General features: G+C 73.0%; 19 protein-coding genes. 4 read left to right on the forward strand and 15 right to left on the reverse strand.

The features are described 5' to 3' along the window. Positions 1-169 precede the first annotated feature (169 nt). The 3 genes from ABD385_RS33360 to ABD385_RS33370 are packed head-to-tail and all read right to left on the reverse strand — an operon-like array spanning position 170 to position 3116. Positions 170-1342 carry a dipeptidase gene (locus ABD385_RS33360; protein ID WP_344583014.1) on the reverse strand — a complete coding sequence of 391 codons (1173 nt, stop codon included), beginning with the start codon at positions 1340-1342 and terminating at the stop codon, positions 170-172. Next, positions 1339-1926 (reverse strand): 5-(carboxyamino)imidazole ribonucleotide mutase, encoded by a 588-nt coding sequence (gene purE, locus ABD385_RS33365; RefSeq protein ID WP_344583016.1) that lies wholly within the window; start codon positions 1924-1926, stop codon positions 1339-1341. The genes ABD385_RS33360 and purE overlap by 4 nt, the downstream gene beginning before the upstream one ends. After that, the gene (locus tag ABD385_RS33370) at positions 1923-3116 is read right to left on the reverse strand and encodes a 5-(carboxyamino)imidazole ribonucleotide synthase (protein WP_344583017.1); all 1194 of its coding nucleotides are present in this window, start codon (positions 3114-3116) and stop codon (positions 1923-1925) included. The genes purE and ABD385_RS33370 overlap by 4 nt, the downstream gene beginning before the upstream one ends. 159 nt (positions 3117-3275) lie before the next feature. Between ABD385_RS33370 and ABD385_RS33375 the strand changes: the two genes are divergently transcribed. Further along, positions 3276-3716, forward strand: coding sequence for a protease inhibitor I42 family protein (locus ABD385_RS33375; protein ID WP_344583019.1), 441 nt, complete (start codon positions 3276-3278; stop codon positions 3714-3716). Positions 3717-3871: 155 nt separating this feature from the next. Then, positions 3872-4381: a GtrA family protein gene (locus ABD385_RS33380; RefSeq protein WP_344583020.1), complete on the forward strand. Its 510-nt coding sequence runs from the start codon at positions 3872-3874 to the stop codon at positions 4379-4381. 24 nt (positions 4382-4405) lie between these two features. Here the strand turns inward: ABD385_RS33380 and ABD385_RS33385 are convergent, their stop codons facing one another. Both ABD385_RS33385 and ABD385_RS33390 read right to left on the reverse strand, forming a co-directional pair. Beyond that, the gene (locus ABD385_RS33385) at positions 4406-5653 is read right to left on the reverse strand and encodes an ATP-binding protein (RefSeq protein WP_344583022.1); all 1248 of its coding nucleotides are present in this window, start codon (positions 5651-5653) and stop codon (positions 4406-4408) included. A gap of 6 nt (positions 5654-5659) precedes the next feature. Beyond that, the gene (locus ABD385_RS33390) at positions 5660-6340 is read right to left on the reverse strand and encodes a response regulator transcription factor (protein ID WP_016575659.1); all 681 of its coding nucleotides are present in this window, start codon (positions 6338-6340) and stop codon (positions 5660-5662) included. 509 nt (positions 6341-6849) lie between these two features. Here ABD385_RS33390 and ABD385_RS33395 point away from each other — a divergent pair. Beyond that, the gene (locus ABD385_RS33395; protein WP_344583024.1) at positions 6850-8376 is read left to right on the forward strand and encodes a peptide MFS transporter; all 1527 of its coding nucleotides are present in this window, start codon (positions 6850-6852) and stop codon (positions 8374-8376) included. A 113-nt stretch (positions 8377-8489) separates the two neighbouring features. Here ABD385_RS33395 and ABD385_RS33400 read toward each other — a convergent pair whose 3' ends face one another. From ABD385_RS33400 to ABD385_RS33425, 6 genes are all read right to left on the reverse strand, one after another. Then, positions 8490-9938 (reverse strand): hypothetical protein, encoded by a 1449-nt coding sequence (locus tag ABD385_RS33400; protein WP_344583026.1) that lies wholly within the window; start codon positions 9936-9938, stop codon positions 8490-8492. Continuing rightward, complete coding sequence (locus ABD385_RS33405; RefSeq protein ID WP_425585537.1) at positions 9938-11011, reverse strand: hypothetical protein; 1074 nt, start codon at positions 11009-11011, stop codon at positions 9938-9940. The genes ABD385_RS33400 and ABD385_RS33405 overlap by 1 nt, the downstream gene beginning before the upstream one ends. Before the next feature lie 137 nt (positions 11012-11148). Continuing rightward, complete coding sequence (locus ABD385_RS33410; protein ID WP_344583028.1) at positions 11149-12240, reverse strand: COG1470 family protein; 1092 nt, start codon at positions 12238-12240, stop codon at positions 11149-11151. A 19-nt stretch (positions 12241-12259) separates the two neighbouring features. Beyond that, entirely contained in the window at positions 12260-12994 is a 735-nt protein-coding gene (locus ABD385_RS33415; RefSeq protein ID WP_344583029.1) for an LPXTG cell wall anchor domain-containing protein, read from the reverse strand. 247 nt (positions 12995-13241) lie between these two features. Further along, a complete protein-coding gene (locus tag ABD385_RS33420; protein ID WP_275464386.1) occupies positions 13242-13730 on the reverse strand; it encodes an ATP-binding protein in 489 nt (162 codons plus the stop codon). A 171-nt stretch (positions 13731-13901) separates the two neighbouring features. Further along, entirely contained in the window at positions 13902-14270 is a 369-nt protein-coding gene (locus tag ABD385_RS33425; protein ID WP_344583030.1) for an STAS domain-containing protein, read from the reverse strand. Between the two features lie 271 nt (positions 14271-14541). Here ABD385_RS33425 and ABD385_RS33430 point away from each other — a divergent pair, with 271 nt between their 5' ends. After that, entirely contained in the window at positions 14542-15480 is a 939-nt protein-coding gene (locus tag ABD385_RS33430; RefSeq protein ID WP_344583032.1) for an RNA polymerase sigma factor SigF, read from the forward strand. A 132-nt stretch (positions 15481-15612) separates the two neighbouring features. Here the strand turns inward: ABD385_RS33430 and hutI are convergent, their stop codons facing one another. Genes hutI through hutU form a run of 4 tightly spaced genes read right to left on the reverse strand, consistent with a single transcriptional unit; the run spans position 15613 to position 21099 of the window. Then, positions 15613-16794, reverse strand: coding sequence for an imidazolonepropionase (gene hutI, locus ABD385_RS33435; protein WP_344583033.1), 1182 nt, complete (start codon positions 16792-16794; stop codon positions 15613-15615). 59 nt (positions 16795-16853) lie between these two features. Then, a complete protein-coding gene (locus ABD385_RS33440) occupies positions 16854-18209 on the reverse strand; it encodes a formimidoylglutamate deiminase (protein ID WP_425585535.1) in 1356 nt (451 codons plus the stop codon). Next, positions 18200-19417: an allantoate amidohydrolase gene (locus tag ABD385_RS33445; protein WP_344583112.1), complete on the reverse strand. Its 1218-nt coding sequence runs from the start codon at positions 19415-19417 to the stop codon at positions 18200-18202. The genes ABD385_RS33440 and ABD385_RS33445 overlap by 10 nt, the downstream gene beginning before the upstream one ends. 17 nt (positions 19418-19434) lie before the next feature. Next, on the reverse strand, positions 19435-21099 hold the full coding sequence (gene hutU / locus ABD385_RS33450) for a urocanate hydratase (RefSeq protein WP_344583035.1): 1665 nt from the start codon (positions 21097-21099) through the stop codon (positions 19435-19437). Positions 21100-21112 lie beyond the last annotated feature (13 nt).

The following is a 21112-nucleotide window of genomic DNA, read 5'->3' on the forward strand; positions in this document are numbered from 1 at the left end:
CGGGTTGGCGGGTGGTGGGGTGCCCGGACGTAAAGCGCAGCAGTCCGGGCACCCCACCACCCGCCAACCCGACACCGCACCTACCTACAAGCCCCGCGCAGCGGCAACGCGCCGCAGGCGCAAACAGCAACCACGGCGGGGCAACCGACAACGTGGGAAGAAACGCCCGTCAGGGCGTAACGTTCGACGGCCCCCGTCGCCCCGCCTCCGCGCGGGCGACGGACTCCGCGTCGCGGAGCACGCGGACCGCGTTCTGCCAGGTCAGTTTGGCCAGGTCGGACGGTGACCACGTGCGGTCGAGGAGTTCGGCGACGAGGTTCGGGTAGCCGGCGACGTCGGCGAGGTCGGCGGGGGTGAAGGCGGTGCCGTCGAAGTCGCCGCCGATGCCGATGTGGTCGATGCCGGCGACCTCGCGCATGTGGTCGAGGTGGTCGGCGACGGTGGCCGCGGTGGCCGTCGGGCGCGGGTGGGCGGCCTCGAAGGCGCGTTGGACCGCCATGCCCCGTTCGGTGGTGTCGAGGTGGTGCAGGCCGTGGGCGCGCATGTTCTCGTCGGCGCGCAGCGTCCATTCGACCGCCGCGGGCAGCACGAACTTGGGGACGAAGGTGGCCATCGCGACGCCGCCGTTGGCGGGCAGTTGGGCCAGGACGTCGTCGGGGACGTTGCGCGGGTGGTCGCAGACCGCACGGGCGGAGGAGTGCGAGAAGATCACCGGCGCGGTGCCGACCCGGAGCGCGTCGCGCATGGTGTCGGGCGAGACGTGCGAGAGGTCGACGAGCATCCCGCAGCGGTTCATCTCGCGGACGACCTCTTCGCCGAAGGCCGAGAGGCCGTGGTGGCGCGGGGTGTCGGTCGCCGAGTCCGCCCAGTCGTTGTTGTCGTTGTGGGTGAGCGTCATGTAGCGGACGCCCAGGGCGTGGAAGGCGCGGAGCGTGGCCAGCGAGTTGTTGATCGAATGGCCGCCCTCGGCGCCCATGAGGGAGGCGATCCGGCCCTCGGCGCGGGCCGCCTCCATGTCGTCGGCGGTGGTCGCCAGGCGTAGGTCGGCTGCGTAGCGGGTGGTCAGCTGGTGTACGACGTCGATCTGTTCCAGGGTGGCGCTGACGGCGTGGTCGCCGGCGTAGTCGGAGCGTACGTACACCGACCAGAACTGTGCGCCGACCCCGCCGGCCCGCAGCCGGGGGATGTCGGTGTGCAGGCTGGCACTCTGGTCGGTGGCGACGTCGCGCCGGTCGAGGTCGTAGCGGACCTGTTCGCGCAGCGCCCAGGGGAGGTCGTTGTGGCCGTCGACGACCGGCCAGTCGGCGAGGAGTTGCCGCGCCGCGTCCAGGGCGGCCGTCACTTGCCGCCTCCGAAGCCGAACCCGGCGGATCCGGCGACCTTGTTGCGCAGCCGGCGGCCCTTCTCGGTGGCCTGCTCGTTCAGTTCCTGCTGGAACTCCCGCATGCGGGCGAGGAGTTCGAGGTCGTGCGCGGCGAGCATCCGGGCCGCGAGCAGTCCGGCGTTGCGGGCGCCGCCGACCGAGACGGTGGCGACCGGGACGCCGGCCGGCATCTGGACGATGGAGAGCAGGGAGTCCATGCCGTCGAGGTACTTCAGCGGGACGGGGACGCCGATGACCGGCAGGGGGGTGACGGAGGCGAGCATGCCCGGCAGGTGGGCGGCTCCCCCGGCGCCGGCGATGATCGCCTTGAGGCCGCGGCCGGCCGCCTGCTCGCCGTACGCAACCATCTCGTGCGGCATGCGGTGGGCCGAGACCACGTCGACCTCGTAGCGGATCTCGAACTCTTCCAGGGCCTGGGCGGCGGCTTCCATGACGGGCCAGTCGGAGTCGGAGCCCATGACGATGCCGACGACGGGGGAGTCGGTGGCGCGCGGGGCGGCGCTCGTCGAGGGGTGGCGGTCGGGCGACGGGCGGGCAGTCATTCCGTGATCGTTCCTCGCAGGTAGCCGGCGGCGTGCGCGGCGCGCTCACGCACGTCCGCCAGGTCGTCGCCGTAGGTGTTGACGTGCCCGACCTTGCGGCCCGGCTTCACGTCCTTGCCGTACATGTGAATCTTCAACTGCGGATCACGGGCCATGCAATGGAGGTAGGCCGCATACATGTCCGGGTAGTCACCGCCGAGGACGTTGGCCATCACCGTCCAGGGGGCGCGCGGGCGGGGATCGCCCAGCGGGAGGTCGAGGACGGCCCGGACGTGGTTGGCGAACTGCGAGGTGATCGCGCCGTCCTGGGTCCAGTGGCCGGAGTTGTGCGGGCGCATGGCCAGCTCGTTGACGAGGACGGCGGGCGCGCCGTCGGCGTCCCTGACCTCGAACAGCTCGACCGCGAGGTGCCCGACGACGCCGAGTTCGTCGGCGATCCGCAGGGCGAGCTGCTGGGCGCGGGCGGAGAGGTCGGCGGAGAGGTCGGGGGCCGGCGCGATCACGGTGTCGCAGACGCCGTCGACCTGGACGGACTCCACGACCGGGTAGGCGACGGCCTGGCCGTGCGGGGAGCGGACGACGTTGGCGGCGAGTTCGCGGACGAAGGGGACCTTCTCCTCCGCCAGGACGGGCACGCCGGCGAGGAAGGGCTCCGCCGCCTCCTTGGAGGATCGCACGACCCACACGCCCTTGCCGTCGTAGCCGCCGCGGACGGTCTTCAGGACCACCGGGAAGTCGCCCGGCCACCCTCCGTCGACGGGGCCGTCCGCGCCGCTTCCGCTGATCTCGGCCGCGAAGCGCGCCGCGTCGGCCGGGTCGGACACGATGCGGTGGCGCGGGCAGGGCGCCCCGATGGCGTCCAGTTTGGCCCGCATCACGCCCTTGTCCTGGGCGTGCACCAACGCGTCCGGGCCGGGCCGGACGGGGATGCCCTCGGCCTCCAACGCCCGCAAGTGCGCGGTGGGGACGTGCTCGTGATCGAAGGTGATCACGTCGCACCCGCGGGCGAAGGCGCGCAGGGTGTCCAGATCGCGGTAGTCGCCGATGACGACTTCGCTGACCACCTGCGCCGCCGCATCCTGCGGGGTGTCACTGAGGAGCTTGAACTTGATGCCGAGGGGGATACCCGCCTCGTGGGTCATACGGGCGAGCTGACCGCCGCCGACCATGCCGACTACCGGGAACGTCACGCCCCCAGGGTAGCCGCCGACAGTCGTGCACCCGACCCCGAGTTGGAGGATCGTCCGAGGCAGGCGTTCGAGGATGATCGGGAAGATCGACCACCGCGGTGAGGTTCCGGACCGGCGGCGGGGCGGTTCCGCCCCGGCCCGGTGATGGGGGGAGTCCGCATGGAGAGCGGCGACATAACGAGGAGTTCCCGGGCGCTGGTGACCGTCATCGCGGTCGCCGCGCTGCTGATCGCCGTCTACACGGTGATCAGCGAACTGTCCGGGCCGGAGGTGTACGGCCCCGACGACACCGAGATCGCGGTCTCCGCCGGCGACCGCTTCACCATCGAGGTGCCCGACGACCCCGCGGACGGCTACCGGTGGATCGTCGCCGCCCCGCGACCGGATCCGGCCGTTCTGCGGGCCGCCGGCGAGGAGGCCGTGCCGGCGGCCGCGGCCGGTGGGCGGCCGTCCCCGGGCCAGGACTCGCGCGCACTGGACTTCGAGGCCGTCCACCCGGGCCGCACCGACCTGCGGTTGCTGCGGTGCCGGCGGTGCGCGACCGGGGCGGCGGACGAGCCGGGGGCGCACGCCCTCAACTTCCGGATCACGGTCGACTGAGCGGCCTCGCGCCCCACCCGCCGTGACCGCATTCGTGCGCCCCGTCGCGGGACGGACCGCCCGCGCACCGGCGCACAGGAGCCGTGGTTAGCATGAGGGTGCCTACCGGGTCGCCGGCCCGCCTACCGCCCACGACGGGGAGCTGAACGATCACCATGAGTGAACGGAGCGCACTGCGGTCGAGGCTGGAGGCGCTCACCCGGGAAATCGTGAAGTTCGGTGCCGTCGGCGGGGCCGGCGTGGTGGTGAACTTCGCGGTCTTCAACCTCGTCCGGCACCTGACCGAGCTGCCGGTGGTCCGGGCGAGCATCGTGGCGACGGTGGTGGCCACGGTCACCAACTACGTCGGCTACCGCTACTTCGCCTACCGGGACCGCGACAAGCGCGGCCGGACCCGCGAGCTGACGCTGTTCCTGCTCTTCAGCGTGGTCGGGCTGGTCATCGAGAACGGCATCCTCTACACCGCGACCTACGGCTTCGACTGGGACAGCCCGCTGCAGAGCAACGTCTTCAAGTTCCTCGGCATCGGGATCGCCACGCTCTTCCGCTTCTGGTCGTACCGCACCTGGGTCTTCCAGGCGCTGCCCGCCCGGGAGGCGGTGGAGACCGCCGAGTCGTTCCTGGCGGACGGCTCCCGGCTGCCGAGCGGCGCCACCCGGAAGTAGCCGCCGCCCACCACCCGGTGGGGCTCACTCCTCGGTGGGCTCGCCCTCCCGGGCCAGGAAGAGGGCGAAGACCGGCGGGTGTTGCTGGAGCAGCTCCAGACGGCCGCCGTCCGCCTCGGCCAGGTCACGGGCGACGGCGAGCCCCAGGCCGGTGGAGTTGCGGCCGGAGACGGTCCGTTCGAAGACCCGCGAGCCGAGGTCCGGCGGGACGCCGGGACCGGCGTCGGTGACCTCCACGACCGCCTGGTTGCCGGTGACGCGGGTGCGCAGCGCGACCGTGCCGTCGCCGTGCATCAGGGAGTTCTCGATCAGGGTGGCGAGCACCTGGGCGACCGCGCCGGGGGTGCCGACGGCCCGCAGGCCCTTCTTGCCGGAGCGGACGATGGCCCGTCCGGCGCTGCGGTAGGCCGGGCGCCACTCCTCGATCTGCTGCTTGACCACCTCGTCGAGGTCGAAGGCGACCGCCGAGCCGGAGCGCGGGTCCCGGGAGTTGGTCAGCAGCCGCTGCACCACGTCCGTCAGCCGCTCCACCTGGGCCAGTGCGATGGTGGCCTCTTCCTTGACGGTGTCCGGGTCGTCGGTGAGGGTGATCTCCTCCAGCCGCATGGACAGCGCGGTCAGCGGGGTGCGCAGCTGGTGGGAGGCGTCGGCGGCGAGCCGCCGCTCGGCGGTGAGCATCCGGGCGATCCGCTCGGCGCTGGCGTCCAGCACGTCGGCGACCCGGTCCAGTTCCTGGACGCCGTAACGGCGGTGGCGGGGCCGGGGGTCGCCGGAGCCGAGCCGCTCGGCGGTCTCGGCGAGGTCGGTGAGGGGGGCGGTGAGCCGGCGGGCCTGCCGGACGGCGAGCACCACGGCCGCCAGGATCGCCAGCAGCGCGACGGCCAGGATCACCAGCAGGGTCCGGCCGATCTCCGCGCTGACCGTGGAGCGGGACTCCTGGACCCGGACCGATTCGCCGCGGTCGCCGCGCACCTCCGACTCGATCACGTCGCCGACCGGTCGCTGCCCGATCTCGATCTTCGGCTTGCCGGGGACCGTGATCTCGGCGTAGCGGTGGGCGGTGATCTGCTCCGAGAGGATCTGCGGGGTGATCTTCTCGCCGCTGCCCAGTCGGCTCTCCACTATCCCGACCAGCCGGACCGCCTCGGAGGCCACGCTCTCCTGTGCGCCGGACTGGATGGTGCGGGTCTCGACGATCACCAGGGAGACGCCGAAGACGGCGATGACGACGAGCACCACGGCGAGCGTGGAGTTGATCAGTCGGCGGCGCACGGGCCCCTAGCTCTTTTCGAAGCGGAAGCCGACCCCACGGACGGTGGCGATGTACCGGGGGTTGGCGGCGTCGTCCCCGAGCTTCTTGCGGAGCCAGGAGATGTGCATGTCCAGCGTCTTGGTGGACGACCACCAGGTGGTGTCCCAGACCTCGCGCATGAGCTGGTCACGGGTGACAACCCGGCCGGCGTCCCGCACCAGGACCCGCAGCAGGTCGAACTCCTTCGCCGTGAGCTGGAGTTCCTCGTCGCCCATCCAGGCGCGGTGCGACTCGACGTCGATCCGCACGCCGTGGGTGGCCGGCGGCTGCTGGGGCTCGGCGGTGGAGCCGCGGCGGAGCAGGGCCCGGACCCGGGCGAGCAGTTCGGCGAGCCGGAAGGGCTTGGTGACGTAGTCGTCGGCGCCGGCGTCCAGCCCGACGACGGTGTCCACCTCGTCGGCGCGGGCGGTCAGCACCAGGATGGGGAAGGAATGGCCTTCGTTGCGCAGCCGGCGACAGACCTCGAGACCGTCCATGCCGGGCAGTCCCAGATCCAGGACCACGAGGTCGATGTTGCCCTGGAGACCGGCGTCGAGGGCAGTCGGGCCGTCCTCACGCACCTCGACGTCGTAACCCTCGCGGCGCAGGGCGCGGGCGAGCGGCTCCGAGATGGACGCGTCATCCTCGGCGAGCAGTACACGGGTCATGGGCCGATGGTAGTCCGATGTATCGACAGGCAGGGGCGGACCAGCACGGATGGGCGACAGCGGGCCGGTTTCCACGCCCGCTCGCACGTCTCGTGACCGCGGGCGCACGGGTGCGGGCGCGGTCGTACGGGCGGTTGCGGACGGTTCCGCACGCCAGTGTGAGCGTTCTCTCACCACTCCCAACCGGCCGGTGCGCGGACGTATGGTGTCCGGAACGTTCAACGCACAACCCCAGGACCCGTGGCGCAGAACTGACGTCATCGGTCCTTGTTGTGTGCGGGCCTGGCATCCCCAGTCCCTTACACAGTGAAAGACCTGTCGACCGGGTCCGCCGGCCGCGCTGTTGCGGCACGGGGGCGTGGATCCCGGTGTTCGGCCTCCCGCTGGCCCCCTCTTATGGGTCGAACCTCCCGGACGTGAGGGCGGGCAGGGCGGCGCCGGTGCCGGTCATCCCCCACCCGGGCGCATACCGAACCCCTCGGACGCGTCCCGAGCAGCAAGGAACCACCATGGCGTCCAGCCTGACGAAGGACGCGGCCCAGCAGGGAACCCCTGCCAACGGCGGCAAGACCTTCTTCGGCCACCCCCGCGGCCTGGCCACTCTCTTCATGACCGAGATGTGGGAGCGCTTCAGCTTCTACGGCATGCGTGCCCTGCTCGTCCTGTACCTGATCTCCGGCGGGGCGGACGCCAAGGTGGGCTCCCAGGGCGGCGGACTGGCCATGACGGCCGCCTCCGCGACGGCGATCTACGCCGTCTACATGGCCCTGGTCTACCTGCTCGCCATGCCCGGCGGTTGGTTCGGCGACCGCGTCTGGGGCCCCCGCAAGACGGTGATCGTCGGCTCGTGCGTGGTCATCGCGGGCCACATCGTGCTGGCGATCCCGGGCCAGACCTTCTTCGTCGGCCTGGCGATGGTGGCGTGCGGCTCCGGTCTGCTGAAGTCCAACATCTCCACGATGGTGGGCCACCTCTACGACGGCCCGCAGGACCCGCGCCGGGACGGCGGTTTCACCGTCTTCTACATGAGCATCAACCTCGGGTCCATGGCCGCCCCGATCATCGTCGGCGGCATCGGCCAGGGCCTCAACTGGCACCTGGGCTTCGCCACCGCGGCGCTCGGCATGGCGCTGGGTCTGATCCAGTTCCTGATCGGCACCCGGAACCTCAACCCGCAGAGCAGCCAGGTGCCCACCCCGCTGACCGTCGCGGAGCGCAACGGCTGGCTGCGCAAGGGCCTGATCTGGGCCGTCGTCGCCGCGGTCTTCTACGGCATCGTCGTCGGCACCGGCCACTTCACGCTCAACTGGGCCCTGGTCCCGCTGGCCGTCATCGGCATCTGTGTCCCCTGCATCGTGCTGCTGCGCATCAAGCGGGACAAGGACCTGAGCAGCACCGAGCAGGCCAAGGTCAGTGGCTACCTGTGGTTCTTCTTCGCCGCCGCGGTCTTCTGGATGATCTTCGACCAGGCCGGTTCGACGCTGAGCGTCTTCGCCGAGAAGAACACCGCGGAGTCGGTCTTCGGCCTGGGCTTCCCGTCCTCGTGGATGCAGTCGGTCAACCCCGTGTGGGTGCTGGCCCTGGCCCCGGTCTTCGCCTCGGCGTGGATGGCGCTGGCCCGCCGCAACCGCGAGCCCAGCACCCCGGTGAAGTTCGCCATGGCGATGGTGCTGATCGGCGCCTCGTACTTCTTCTTCCTGCTGCCGATCGCGATGTCGTCCGACGGCACCAAGGTCAGCCCGATGTGGCTGATCACGGTCTACGGCCTGCAGACGATGGGCGAGCTGTGCCTGTCCCCGGTCGGCCTGTCCGTGACCACCAAGCTGGCGCCGCAGAAGTACGCCAGCCAGATGATGGGCGTCTGGTTCCTCGCCGTCACCGCCGGTGACAGCGTCATCTCCCTGGTGTCCATCTCGGGCGCGGACCTCAGCGGGGTGGGAGTGCTGGTCACCGAGGCCGCACTCGCCGTCCTGGCGGGCCTCGCGGTCTTCATGTACCGCAAGAAGATCACGCCGCTCATGGGCGACGTGCACTGATCGGATCCCGGTAGGGGAAGGGCCCGGCGCGCTGGTGCGTGCCGGGCCCTTCCCCCTTTTTTGACCCTGGGGGCGGGTTCTCGCCCTGAGGGGCGCGCCGCGGGCGCGGTCCGTCAGCGGCGCAGTCGCCGCGGGGCGAAGGTGAAGACCGCGGCGCCGAGCAGGAGCACGGTGCCGGCGAGCACGCCGAGGGCGGTCAGCGCGCCGTGGTCGTCCGCACCGGTCTGGGCGAGGCCACCGGCGCTGCCGCTGCCGCCGGACGCGCTGCCCGTACCGGCCGTGCCGCCGGCGCTGGACGTCCCGCCGGTCGAGCCGCCCGAGGTGCCGCCGGGCTGGGCGGCGGTGTCCAGCGCGAGCGAGACCCCGGGGTCCTTCTCCGGGGTGCAGGTGGTGGTGGTGCCGAGGGCGTTGACGGTGAGGACGCCCGGGGTGAGCGTGGCCTTGCCGCTCGCACCGGGCTTGTAGGTGCCCTTGAGGTCGGGGATCTCGATGGGCTGGCCGGACTTGATGGGCTGGGCGTTGGTGGGCCCCTCGACCTTGACGGCGCCCTTGTCGGCGCCGCCCACCTTCACGTCCATCGACGGTTTGACCGACCCCTTGGGGATGTCGGCGGGGCTGTCCATGACGGACTTGGCGAAGTGCACCGTCAGGTCGTAGCCGCCGCCCTTCTTGACGCCGTCGATCTGGACCGGCGAGGTGGCCTTCTTGTCGCCGATGGGCGTCTTGCAGGCGTAGGGGACCGCCACCTCCTTGCCCTTGTACGCGGTGCCGTCGGGGTCGCCGCCCGAACCGCCCGAACCGCCGCTGGTGCCGGATCCGCCGGAGGAGCCGGCGGAACCACTGGTACCGCCGGTGCCACCGGTGCCGCCGCCGGTGGTCGCGCCGCCGGAGCCGGTGGTGCCGGAGCTGGTTCCGCCGGCCGTGGTGCCGCCGCCGGTCGTCCCCCCGCTGCCCGTCGTGCCGCCGGAGGTACCACCGCCGGCCGTCACCTTGAGGGTGACCGCCGGCTGCACCGCCTCCTTGGGCGTGCACTTGGTGTCCGTGGAGATCGGCTTGTTGACGTTGATGTTGTACGCGCCGGGCGTCAGCGTGACCTCGCCCGGCGCGGTGAGCTTCAGCGTGCCCTTCATGACGGACAGCTTCATCGGGCTGTTCTTCGGGATCGGCGGGTTCTGCCGGGGGCCCTGCACGGCCAGGTCGCCGGTCTGCGCCCCGGCGACCTTGATCGTGCCGGTCGGCTGGACGGTGTCCTTGGCCAGGTCGAGGATGCCGGGGTTCTGCGAGGCGGCCTGGACCGTCGTCCAGACCACCTCGACCGCATCGCCGACCTTGGCGGTCGCCGGCGCGGTGACCTCGACCTTGGTGGTGCCCTCCACGGGCGGCAGGCCCGATATCGGCGGCGGCTGGCACTCGGTCTTGTACGCCACGTCGGCCGCCTGCGCGGTGCCGGCGGCGGTGACCACGCCCGCCCCCGCGAGCACCAGCGCGGCCGTCGCGGCCAGGGTCGCTCTCGTGCGCCGTCCGGTCGGCCTCGGGGGCCCGGTCGGCCTCATCAACGTCATCACGGGGAACCTTTCGACGGGGGTCGTTCGGTTGATGTGGTGGACGGTGCGGTGTCCTGGGTGAACCACGGCAGGGCGGCGGTGCCGGCCGGTGCGGTGCCGGGGCCCGTGTCGGGTCGTTCCTGGTGCCGGCTCCGCGGCCGGCCCTGCTGCCGGCCCGTACCGGTGCGCCGCGGGTGCGGGCGGTGCCTCGCCCCTCGGGGGCGGACGGTGGTGCCCGGTCGGGGCGGGCGGACGCGGTCGACGACCGCCATCCCGATCCGGAACACCGCCGTCGGGACGACCAGGCACAGCAGCACCCAGAAGAGCGTCACGCCCCACGGCCGGCCGACCTCCCACGGCTGTTCGACCAGCAGCTTGCCGCCGTACTTGAGGGAGACCAGGTAGTCCCCGTGCGCGCCGGCGGCCAGCTCCACCGGGAGCCTGACCTCGGTCTTCTGCCCGGCACCGACGGTCCCCCGCCACTGCTGGTCCTCCCACTGGGGCGCGAAGACGCCGTGCGAGGTGCCGACCTGGAAGACCGGGTCCTTGGCCGGCGCCGAGCCCAAGTTGCCGACGGTGAGGGTCAGTTCGCGCTGCGGCGGGGCGCCGAACCAGGTGAGCAGTCCGCTGCTGCCGGTCAGTCGGGGCTGCGCGACGACGGCCAGCCGGCCGGTGCTGACGTCCTGCGGCAGCGGTGCGACCGGGTGTCCGGCGACCTTGAACGCGGCGTCGGCGGCGGCCGCCGGGCCGGTCGCGGTCGCCACGTGCACCACGCAGGGGCAGGGTTTGGGCGGTTCGGCGACCGGCAGGGCCTTGCGGAAGGCGCCCCGGTCGTCGGTGGTGACGGTCCGCCCGTCGGCGTTGGCGCACGCGTTGGTACCGCCGATCATGTTCTGGCCGCAGATCAACAGCATCAGCAGGGTGTGCGGGCGCCAGCCCCGCCCGGTGACGGTGACGTCGCCGCCGACGCCCGCCTCCGGCTGGGCGACCGCGGCGGAGGGCTGGTCGACGGCCGCGGCGGCGTGCGCGGCCGGGGCCGGCAGGCCGGGCAACAGGACCGGGAGCACGGCCAGGACGAGGGCGGCGAGCAGGGCGGGCGGCCGGCACCGTCGTCCGCGGCGCCCGGCGGTCCGTCTTCCGTTCGGCCGCGCGCCCGGCCGGCGGCCCGCGCGGGCCCCGCCGTTGCGTCCGTTCCCGGCGTGCTCGCCGCTCTCGCCGTTCTCGCCGTTCACCCGCGCGCCCCTGATCCCGTCTTCGCGACCGTCGTGGTGGAGCTCGTCGTGCCCGTCGTGGTCGTACCGGCCGCCCCGGGCATCCCGGTGCCGTTCGCCGGTCGTGCGCCGGCCGTCGCCCGGGCACCGGGCCGGTGGGACGGGGGCCCACCCCCGTCGTCGGGTCCGGGGCCGGCCCCGCCGTCGCCGGTCGGCGCCGCGCGTCCGGTACGTCCGCGGCGCCGGCGGAGGGCCCAGGCGCCCCCACCGGCCGCCAGGAGGAGCGCGGGCGCGGCGGCCGTGCCCCAGGGGACGGCGGTGTACCCGACGGTGCCGGTGTCCTGCGCCCCGTCCGCCGCGGTCACGGTGAGCGTGACGTCCACCGCGTCCAGGGCGGGCGGATCGGACCAGGTCTCGGTCCGGTCGGTGCGAGCGCCGGGCGGCAGGACGGCCGGCAGGGGGCGGGCCGGCCGGTGCAGCAGCGTGCCGAAGAGGCCGTCGGCGCGGACCGCCACCCGCGGCCGGAGCGCGGTGTTGCCGCGGTTGACCAGGGTGTACCGGATCACCGCCGCGCTCCCCCGCCGGGTCACCGAGACGTGCTCGACGGTGAGCGCGGACAGCGTCGGCCCGCTCACCCGCAGCCGGACGGGGATCCGGATCCGGGTGCCGGGACCGGTGACGGTGAGTGCGGCCGGGTGGCTGCCGGGGGCGGCGGTGCGCGGCACGGCCGCCGTGAACGGCACGCTCGCCTGCGTCCGCGGCGGAACCGTCACCTCCGTCGTGCCGAACGCGAGCCATCCCCCGGCGCCGCGACCCTCGCTCCCGCCGTCGCCGTCGCCGTCGCCGTCGCCGGCCAGTCGTACGGTCACCGGCCGGTCGGACGGGTTGCGGACGGCCAGCCGGTCGGTGAGCGCGCTGCCCGCCGGCCCCTCCAGGTAGAAGGACGTGCGGGCGGCCCCGGTCGGCGCCGCGGACCAGCCGGGTGCGGCGGTGGTGGACGGCCCGGCCGCCGCGGCGGGCGGACGGGCCGCGGCCACCGCGGGGCACGGCAGGACGACGGCGGCCGCGAGGACGGCGCCGGCGGCCGCGGTGCGGGGTCGGAACGGCATCGGCGGCTCCCGGTGGAGGTCAGGCCCGTTGGTGACGGCGGGTCAGCCAGAGCGCGCCGGCCGCGCCGGCCAGCAGCACGGTGCCGCCGAGGGTGCCCAGGGCGATCGCGGAGTCCGCCGGTCCGGTCTGCGGCAGTTGGCCGCCGCCGGTCGACCCGCCCGCCGCCGCGGAGCCACCGCTACCGCCGGATGCGCCGCTACTGCCGCCCGTACCGCCGCTGCCCTTCACGTCCAGGGTCAGCGCCGGCTTGGGGTGGTTGCTCGGCGTGCAGGTGGTGGTGGTGCCCAGCGCCTTGATGGTGAGCGTGGAGGCCGTGAACGTGACCTTCCCGCTGGCCTTGGGGGTGTAGGTGCCGCTCAAGTCGCTGATCTTGATGGGTGTGTTGGCCGGTATCGCCTGGCTGTTGGGCGGGCCGCTGACCGCGACCGTGCCGCTCTCCGCGCCGCCCAGCTGGATCACCGCGCTGGGGCTCATCGCCCCCTTGCCCAGTTCGACGGGGCTGGAGGAGACGCCCTTCTGGAACGACATCACGAGCTTGTACGAGCCGCCGCTGGGCGTCCCCTTGATGTCGATGGGCGAGACCGCCCCCTTGTTGCCGATCGGCGTCTTGCACTGGTAGTTGACGTCGACGACCTCGGCGTGCGCGACGGGCGCGGTGCACAGCACCGCGGAGCCGGCCGCCGCGACCGCGGCCGCGGCCAGCCCGGCCACCCGCCGCGGCCGCCTGCCGTGTTGTGTGTGGAAGCGGGCCACCTTGAGTTCCCCTTCTCCCGGGTGCGCGCCGCCGAATGTTACTGACGGCACATCAGATTGGGCGCTCAAGGTACGCCCGGGAGGGTGTTGAGGGAAGGCACAGCACACCCCCGATGCGCGGCACCGACCGGATCCGTCCACCGGGCGGGCGCCCGCCCCGGCCGCACCCCGGCCCGGCTGCGGCCCGGAACACGACGAAGCGCGGGCCCGTGGGCCCGCGCTCGCCTTCCGTTCGTCCGCCGCCCCTTCAGGAGGGTGCGGCCAGCTCCGCCCAGACGGTCTTGCCGGCGCCGTCGGCGTTGCGCACCACGCCCCAGTCCAGGCACAGCCGCTGCACGATGAACATGCCGTGGCCGCCCGGGCGGCCGGGGCGGTGCGGGCTGCGCGGCGACGGGGAGCCCGCGCCCAGGTCGCTGACCTCCAGGCGGAGCACCTTCGCGGCGCAGCGCAGTCGCAGTTCCTCGGGCCCCTCGGCGTGCAGGCAGGCGTTGGTGACCAGCTCGGAGACGACGAGGAGCACGTCCTCGGCCGCGGCCCGCTGGTCGGCGGTGGCGGCCGGCAGCCAGCCCCAGTCGTTCAGCGCCTCCCGGGCGAAGTCGCGGGCCCGGGCCACCGCGCCCCGGGTGCCGGCCAGGCGCAGCCGACGGATCTGACCTGTGGGGACGGCAGCGGAAGCGCCGGCGCCGCCCGGCTCCGGGCCGAGATCGCCCGGCGGGTACGGCCGGGTGGTGCTCATCAGCGCTTCACCTCACCGATTCGCCTGTTCACGGACAACAGATACCTGACTGATTCAACGGATTCAGGTGTCTCCTGCCCGACCGGACCGTGAGAACACCCACTTCTTGGGAACGGAAGTTGTGACGCCGACTACGTGCCCGGAACGGAGCCGTCCGGGCTTCGCGTCCGGTCAGTCGGCCAGGGCCGCTTCGAGCGAGTCGTGCACGGTGAAAACCGCCTCCGCGCCGGTGATCTCGAAGACCCGGGCCACCACCGGTTGCATCCCGGCCAGATGGACGCCGCCCCCCGCGGCCTCGGCTTTCAGCCGGGCGCCGAGCAGGACGTTCAGCCCGGTGGAGTCCATGAATTCCAGGGGTGAGCAGTCCACCACGAGGCGTGCGTATCCCTCGTCGATGCAGCCTTCCAGCGATTCCCGCAACAGATCCGCGGTGTGGTGATCCAGCTCACCGGCGACCGTCACCACCGCGCTGGCGCCGTGATGGCGGATCTCGACGTGAAGCCGGCCACGGCTTGCACTGCCGACCGTCCCGCGGTCCATCCGAGCGCACCCCTCTTGCTGCCTAAACGACTGTTGTGGTGACGACATTGCTATGACTGCGCGGGTCGAACCCTACGCCTTCCTGACGTTCACCGGTAGCCGTAGAAGGGGCATAGCGCAAGATTGCGGACAACACGCACTTGCCTTCTTCCAGCGAACCCAGGTAGGCGTAGAAGGACACATTCGAAACGGCCGGCTTTGGAGGCGCCGCACACCGCAGCTTCATGCAGAGGCTTCGGCAGCCATATGCCGAGAACGATGGAGGAGACACATGTCACCCCGGCTCGACGAATTGCGTATCGAGGACGAGCAGCGAACCGCTTCGTCGACACCCCGGTCCGATGCGACCGGACGCATTCCTTCCCAAAAGCATGCCGCGGCAATCGACCCAGCGCGCGTGCCCGAGCTCGACGACCTGCCCGAGATCCCGCCGTTCGACGAAGTGGGTCCGGTGGATGCCAGGGCGCTGTCGAAAACGCTCTTCGGGCGGCTGGAAACGCTGGAAGAAGGCACGCACGAATACGCGTACGTCCGCAACACCCTGGTCGAGCTGAACCTCGCCCTGGTGAAGTTCGCGGCCTCTCGGTTCCGTTCCCGCAGTGAACCGATGGAGGACATCGTCCAGGTCGGCACGATCGGTCTGATCAAGGCCATCGACCGTTTCGAGCTCAGCCGCGGCGTGGAATTCCCGACGTTCGCGATGCCGACCATCGTCGGCGAGATCAAGCGTTTCTTCCGCGACACCAGCTGGTCCGTGCGGGTTCCGCGACGTCTGCAGGAACTCCGCCTGGACCTGGCGAAGGCGGGCGACGAACTGGCGCAGAAGCTGGACCGGTCGCCCACGGTCGGCGAACTCGCCGAACGCCTCGGCATCACCAAGGACGAGGTCGTCGAAGGGATGGCCGCGAGCAACGCGTACACCGCGAGCTCGCTGGACGCCCAGCCCGAGGAGGACGACAGCGAAGGCGCGCTGGCGGACCGGATCGGTTACGAGGACCACGGCCTCGAAGGCATCGAATACGTCGAGTCGTTGAAGCCGCTGATCGCCGAACTCCCGCCCCGGGACCGGAAGATCCTCTCCCTGCGGTTCGTCGCCAACCTGACGCAGTCCGAGATCGGCGACGAGCTGGGCATCTCGCAGATGCACGTCTCCCGGCTGCTCTCCCGCACCCTCGTCCGGCTCCGCAAGGGCCTGATGATCGAGGAGTGACCTCGCGGTCGGCGCCGGCCCCGCACGGCCGGCTGACGCCCGTGCACACGAGGGCCCGCCCCGGAATCGTCCGGGACGGGCCCCCTGTGCGTCCGGGGCGTCCCCGCGCCCGCCGACGGCGTCGCGGCGGCGTCAGAGGCGCACGCCGCGGTGCCAGACGTCGGTGACCAGCGGCACGCCCGGCCGGTAGGCGAGGTGGACGTGGGACGGGGCGTCCAGCAGGACCAGGTCGGCGCGGGCGCCGGGGCCGATCCGGCCGACGTCGTCGCGGCGCAGTGCCCGGGCGCCGCCCGCGGTCGCCGACCACACCGCCTCGTCCGGCGTCATCCCCATGTCGCGCACGGCCAGGGCGATGCAGAACGGCATCGAGCTGGTGAAGGACGAGCCGGGGTTGCAGTCGGTGGAGAGCGCGACGGTGGCGCCGGCGTCGAGCAGCGGACGGGCGTCGGGCCACTGGGCGCGGGTGGAGAACTCGGCGCCCGGCAGGAGCGTGGCGACGGTGTCCGACTGGGCCAGCGCGTCGATGTCGGCGTAGGTGAGGTGGGTGCAGTGGTCGGCGGAGGCGGCGCCGACCTCGACGGCGAGCTGCACGCCGGGGCCGTGGCCGAGCTGGTTGGCGTGCACCCGGGGCACCAGGCCCTTGGCCTTGCCGGCGGTGAGGATGGCGCGCGCCTGGTCGGCGTCGAAGGCGCCCCGCTCGCAGAAGACGTCGACCCAACGGGCGTGCGGGGCGCAGGCGTCCAGCATCGGTCCGGTGACCAGGTCGACGTAGCCGGCCGGGTCGTCGGCGTAGTCGGGCGAGACGATGTGTGCGCCGAGGAAGGTGACCTCGTCGGTGTGGGCGGCGGCGATGCGCAGCGCGCGGGCCTCGTCCTCGACGGTCAGGCCGTAACCGGACTTGGTCTCCTGGGTGGTGGTGCCCTGGCGCAGGCCCTCGGCGAGGTAGCGGGCGACGTTGGCGTGCAGTGCGTCGTCGCTGGCGGCGCGGGTGGCGGCGACGGTGGTGCGGATGCCGCCGGCGGAGTAGGGGCGGCCGGACATCCGGGCGTTGAACTCGGCCGTGCGGTCGCCGGCGAAGACCAGGTGGGAGTGGGAGTCGACGAAGCCGGGCAGGCCCGCCCGGCCGGCCGCGTCGACGGCGTTGTCAGTGGCCGGTGCTTTGCTGGAGGGACCGACCCAGGCGATGCGGTCGCCGTCGATGACGACCGCGGCGTCCTGGATCAGACCGAGGGGGCCTTCGCCGAGGGAGGGGTCGTTGGTGACGAGCTGGGCGATGTGGGTGATGGCGGTGGTCGGCGGGGAGGTCGTCGTCATCGCGGGGGTGTTCTCCTTCGTCCGCGGGCGGCGGGGCCCGGGCGTCGGGTGGTCAGGGGTCAGCCGCGCACGGCGGCGATGGCGTCGGCGAGGGCGGCTGGCACGTCGGGCACGCGCGTGTGCGTCCCGTCGCGGACGATCTGTCGACCACCCACGACCGTGTGGCGCACGTCCGCCGCGGTGGCGGCGAATACGGCCGTCTCGGCGCCCAGTCGCGGTACCGGTCCGGCGGTGCGTACGGAGTCCAGCCGGATCGTGGTGAGGTCGGCGAGCGCCCCCGGTGCGAGGGTGCCGGCGTCGTCCCAGCCCAGGGCGGCGTGCCCGTCGGCGGTGGCGGCGCGCAGCAGGGCGGCGGCGGTCCAGTGCCCCCGGGTGCGGGTGCGCAGCCGCTCGTTGAGTTCCATGGCGCGGGCCTCTTCGAGCAGGTCGATGACGGCGTGGCTGTCGCTGCCGAGGGAGAGCGGGCTGCCCTGTTCCTGGAGCGCCACGGCCGGGCCGATGCCGTCGGCGAGGTCCCGTTCGGTGGTCGGGCACATGCACACGCCGGTGGTGCTGCCGCCGAGCAGCGCGATGTCCTCGTCGGTGAGGTGGGTGGCGTGCACGGCGGTGGTGCGCGGGCCCAGCACCCCGTGGTCGGCGAGCAGTTGGGTGGGGGTGCGGCCGTGGGCCGCGCGGCAGGCGTCGTTCTCCGCGGTCTGCTCGGAGAGGTGGACGTGCAGCGGTGCCTGCTGCCGCCGCGCCCAGTCGGCGATGGCTGCCAGCTCCCCGGCGGGGACGGCCCGTACGGAGTGCACGGCGGCGCCGATCCGGGCGTGCTCGGCGCCCTTGAGGGCGTCGGCGCGCTCCGCCCAGGCGTCCGCGGTGCCGTCGGAGAAGCGCAGTTGGTGCTGGTTGGGCGGGTCGCCGAAGCCGGCGGAGAGGTAGGCGGTGTCGAGCAGGGTGATCCGGATGCCGGCGTCGGCGGCGGCCGCGATCAGGGCCTGCCCCATCGCGTTGGGGTCGGCGTAGCGGGTGCCGCCGGGCGCGTGGTGCAGGTAGTGGAATTCGCCGACGCAGGTGATGCCGGCGAGCGCCATCTCGGCGTAGGCGGCGCGGGCGAGCGCGTAGTAGCTGTCCGGGGTGAGCCGGTCGGCGACGCCGTACATCACTTCGCGCCAGGTCCAGAAGGTGCCGCTGCCGACCTGGACGGAGCCGCGCAGGGCGCGGTGGAAGGCGTGGCTGTGGGCGTTGGCGAGGCCCGGGAGGGTCAGGCCGTGGAGCGCCTCGGCGCCCGGCGGGGGTGCCGGGGCGTCGGTGCGGACGGCCGTGATCCGCCCGTCCGCCGTCTCCACGGTCACGCCCGAGGCGACGTGCGAGCCGAGCCAGGCGTGTTCCAGCCAGTACGTCATCGGTGTTGCCTGCGGCGTCAGCGGCACGCCAGCCCCTCCAGTACGTCGGCGAGTGCGGTGACCCCGGCGACGCAGTCGTCCTCGGTGGCCGCCTCGGCCGGCGAGTGCGAGACGCCGGTCGGATTGCGGACGAACAACATGGCCGTCGGGACGGTTGCGGACAAAATACCCGCGTCGTGTCCGGCGCCGGTGCCCAGGACCGGTACCGGCCGTTCGCCCTGTTTGCCGAGGAGGGTGCCCAGTTCGTCCCGCAGGGCGTGCTGGAACTCCACGACGGGGGTGAAGGACTCGCGGACGACGTCGAGGTCGACGCCGTCGTGGGCGGCCCGGTCGGCGGCGGCCCGCTCGATGCCGGTGATCACGGCGTCCAGGGTGTCCTGGCCGGCGGCGCGGGCGTCCAGCCAGCCGCGGACCAGCGAGGGGATGGCGTTGACGCCGTTCGGCTCGACGCTGATCTTCCCGAAGGTGGCCAGGGCGCCGGTCAGCCGGGCCTGCTCGCGGGCGGCGAGCACGGTCGCGGCGTAGGAGAGCATCGGGTCGCGGCGGTCCTGGAGGCGGGTGGTGCCGGCGTGGTTGGCCTCGCCGCGGAAGTCGAACCGCCAGCGGCCGTGCGGCCAGATGGCGGAGGCGATGCCGACCGGGTCGCCGGACAGGTCGAGGGCGCGGCCCTGCTCGACGTGGAGTTCGACGAACGCCCCGATGGCGGCGAGCCGCTCCGGGTCGGGGCCGATCGCCTCGGGGTCGTGGCCGGCGCGCTCCATGGCCTGCGGCAGGGTGACGCCGTCGCCGTCCCGCAGCCGGTGCGCGGCCTCGGTGGTCAGGACGCCGGCGGACAGTCGGGAGCCGACGCAGGCCAGCCCGAAGCGGGCGCCCTCCTCGTCGCCGAAGTTGACGATCGCCAGCGGCCTGCCGAACTCCGTTCCCCGCCGGCGGAGTTCGTCGAGGGCGGCGAAGGAGGACACCACGCCCAGCGGGCCGTCGAAGGCGCCGCCGTCCGGGACGGAGTCCAGGTGCGAGCCGGTGACGACGGCCTCGCCGGGGGCCACGTCGCGGTAGGTGGTGGCGCCGAGCCAGGCCCACTGGTTGCCGTTGCGGTCGAGTTCGTAGGCGAGTCCGCGGGTCTCGGCCTGGGCCCGGAACCACGCGCGGCAGTCGGTGTCCGCGCCGGTCCAGGCGAAGCGGCGGTAGCCCCCGGAGGAGGAGTCGCGCCCGAGCGGCCGCAACTCCTCCCACATCTCGTGGAACGACGGGCTCACGCGCCCTCGCCCTCGCGCATCGGGATGCGGACGCCCCGCTCGGCGGCCACCTCGTCGGCGCGCTCGTAGCCGGCGTCGACGTGGCGGATGACGCCCATGCCCGGGTCGTTGGTGAGCACCCGGCGGATCTTCTCGCCGGCCAGCGGGGTGCCGTCGGCGACCGTGACCTGTCCGGCGTGGATCGAGCGGCCCATACCGACGCCGCCGCCGTGGTGCAGGGAGACCCAGGAGGCGCCGGAGGCGACGTTGACCATGGCGTTGAGCAGCGGCCAGTCGGCGATCGCGTCCGAGCCGTCCTTCATGGCCTCGGTCTCGCGGTACGGGGAGGCGACGGAACCGCAGTCGAGGTGGTCGCGGCCGATGGCCAGCGGGGCCTTCAGGGTGCCGTCGGCGACCATCTCGTTGAACCGCTCGCCGGCCTTGTCGCGCTCGCCGTAGCCGAGCCAGCAGATCCGGGCGGGCAGGCCCTGGAAGTGGACCCGCTCCCCCGCCAGCTTGATCCAGCGGGCCAGCGACTCGTTCTCGGGGAAGAGGTCGAGGATGGCGCGGTCGGTGGCGGCGATGTCGGCCGGGTCGCCGGAGAGCGCCGCCCAGCGGAACGGGCCCTTGCCCTCGGCGAAGAGCGGCCGGATGTAGGCGGGGACGAAGCCGGGGAAGGCGAACGCCCGCTGGTATCCGGCGAGCTGGGCCTCGCCGCGGATGGAGTTGCCGTAGTCGAAGACCTCGGCGCCGGCGTCCATGAAGCCGACCATGGCCTCGACGTGCCGGGCCATCGACTCGCGGGCGCGCTGGGTGAAGTCGGCGGGCTTCTCGGCCGCGTAGGCCGCCATGTCGGCGAAGTCGACGCCGACGGGCAGGTAGGCGAGCGGGTCGTGGGCGCTGGTCTGGTCGGTGACGATGTCGATCGGGGCGCCCTCGGCGAGCATCTGCGGGAGGAGTTCCGCGGCGTTGCCGAGCAGGCCGATGGAGAGCGGCTTGCGCTGGTCGCGGGCCTCGACGGCGAGCTGGAGGGCGTGCTGGAGGCTGTCCGCCTTCACGTCCAGGTAGCGGTGCTCGATGCGGCGCTCGATGGCGCGCGGGTCGCAGTCGATGCAGATCGCGACGCCGTCGTTCATGGTGACGGCGAGCGGCTGGGCGCCGCCCATGCCGCCGAGGCCGGCGGTGAGGGTGATGGTGCCGGCCAGCGTCCCGCCGAACTTCTTCGCCGCGACCGCGGCGAAGGTCTCGTAGGTGCCCTGGAGGATGCCCTGGGTGCCGATGTAGATCCACGAACCGGCCGTCATCTGGCCGTACATGGTGAGGCCGAGGGCCTCCAGGCGGCGGAACTCCTCCCAGTTGGCCCAGTCGCCGACGAGGTTGGAGTTGGCGATCAGCACCCGCGGCGCCCACTCGTGCGTCTGCATCACGCCGACCGGCTTGCCGGACTGGACGAGCATCGTCTCGTCCTGCTTGAGCGTGGTCAGGGTGCGCACCATGGCGTCGAAGGAGCGCCAGTCGCGGGCGGCCTTGCCGGTGCCGCCGTAGACCACGAGCTGGTCCGGGTGTTCGGCCACCTCCGGGTCGAGGTTGTTCTGCAGCATGCGCAGCGCGGCTTCCTGCTGCCATCCCCGTGCGCTCAGCTCCGTACCGCGCGGTGCCCGCACGGGTCGCGGTCCCGACATGGGCCGTGCCTCC

Source organism: Streptomyces lunalinharesii (assembly GCF_039532155.1).
GTDB classification, from domain to species: domain Bacteria; phylum Actinomycetota; class Actinomycetes; order Streptomycetales; family Streptomycetaceae; genus Streptomyces; species Streptomyces lunalinharesii.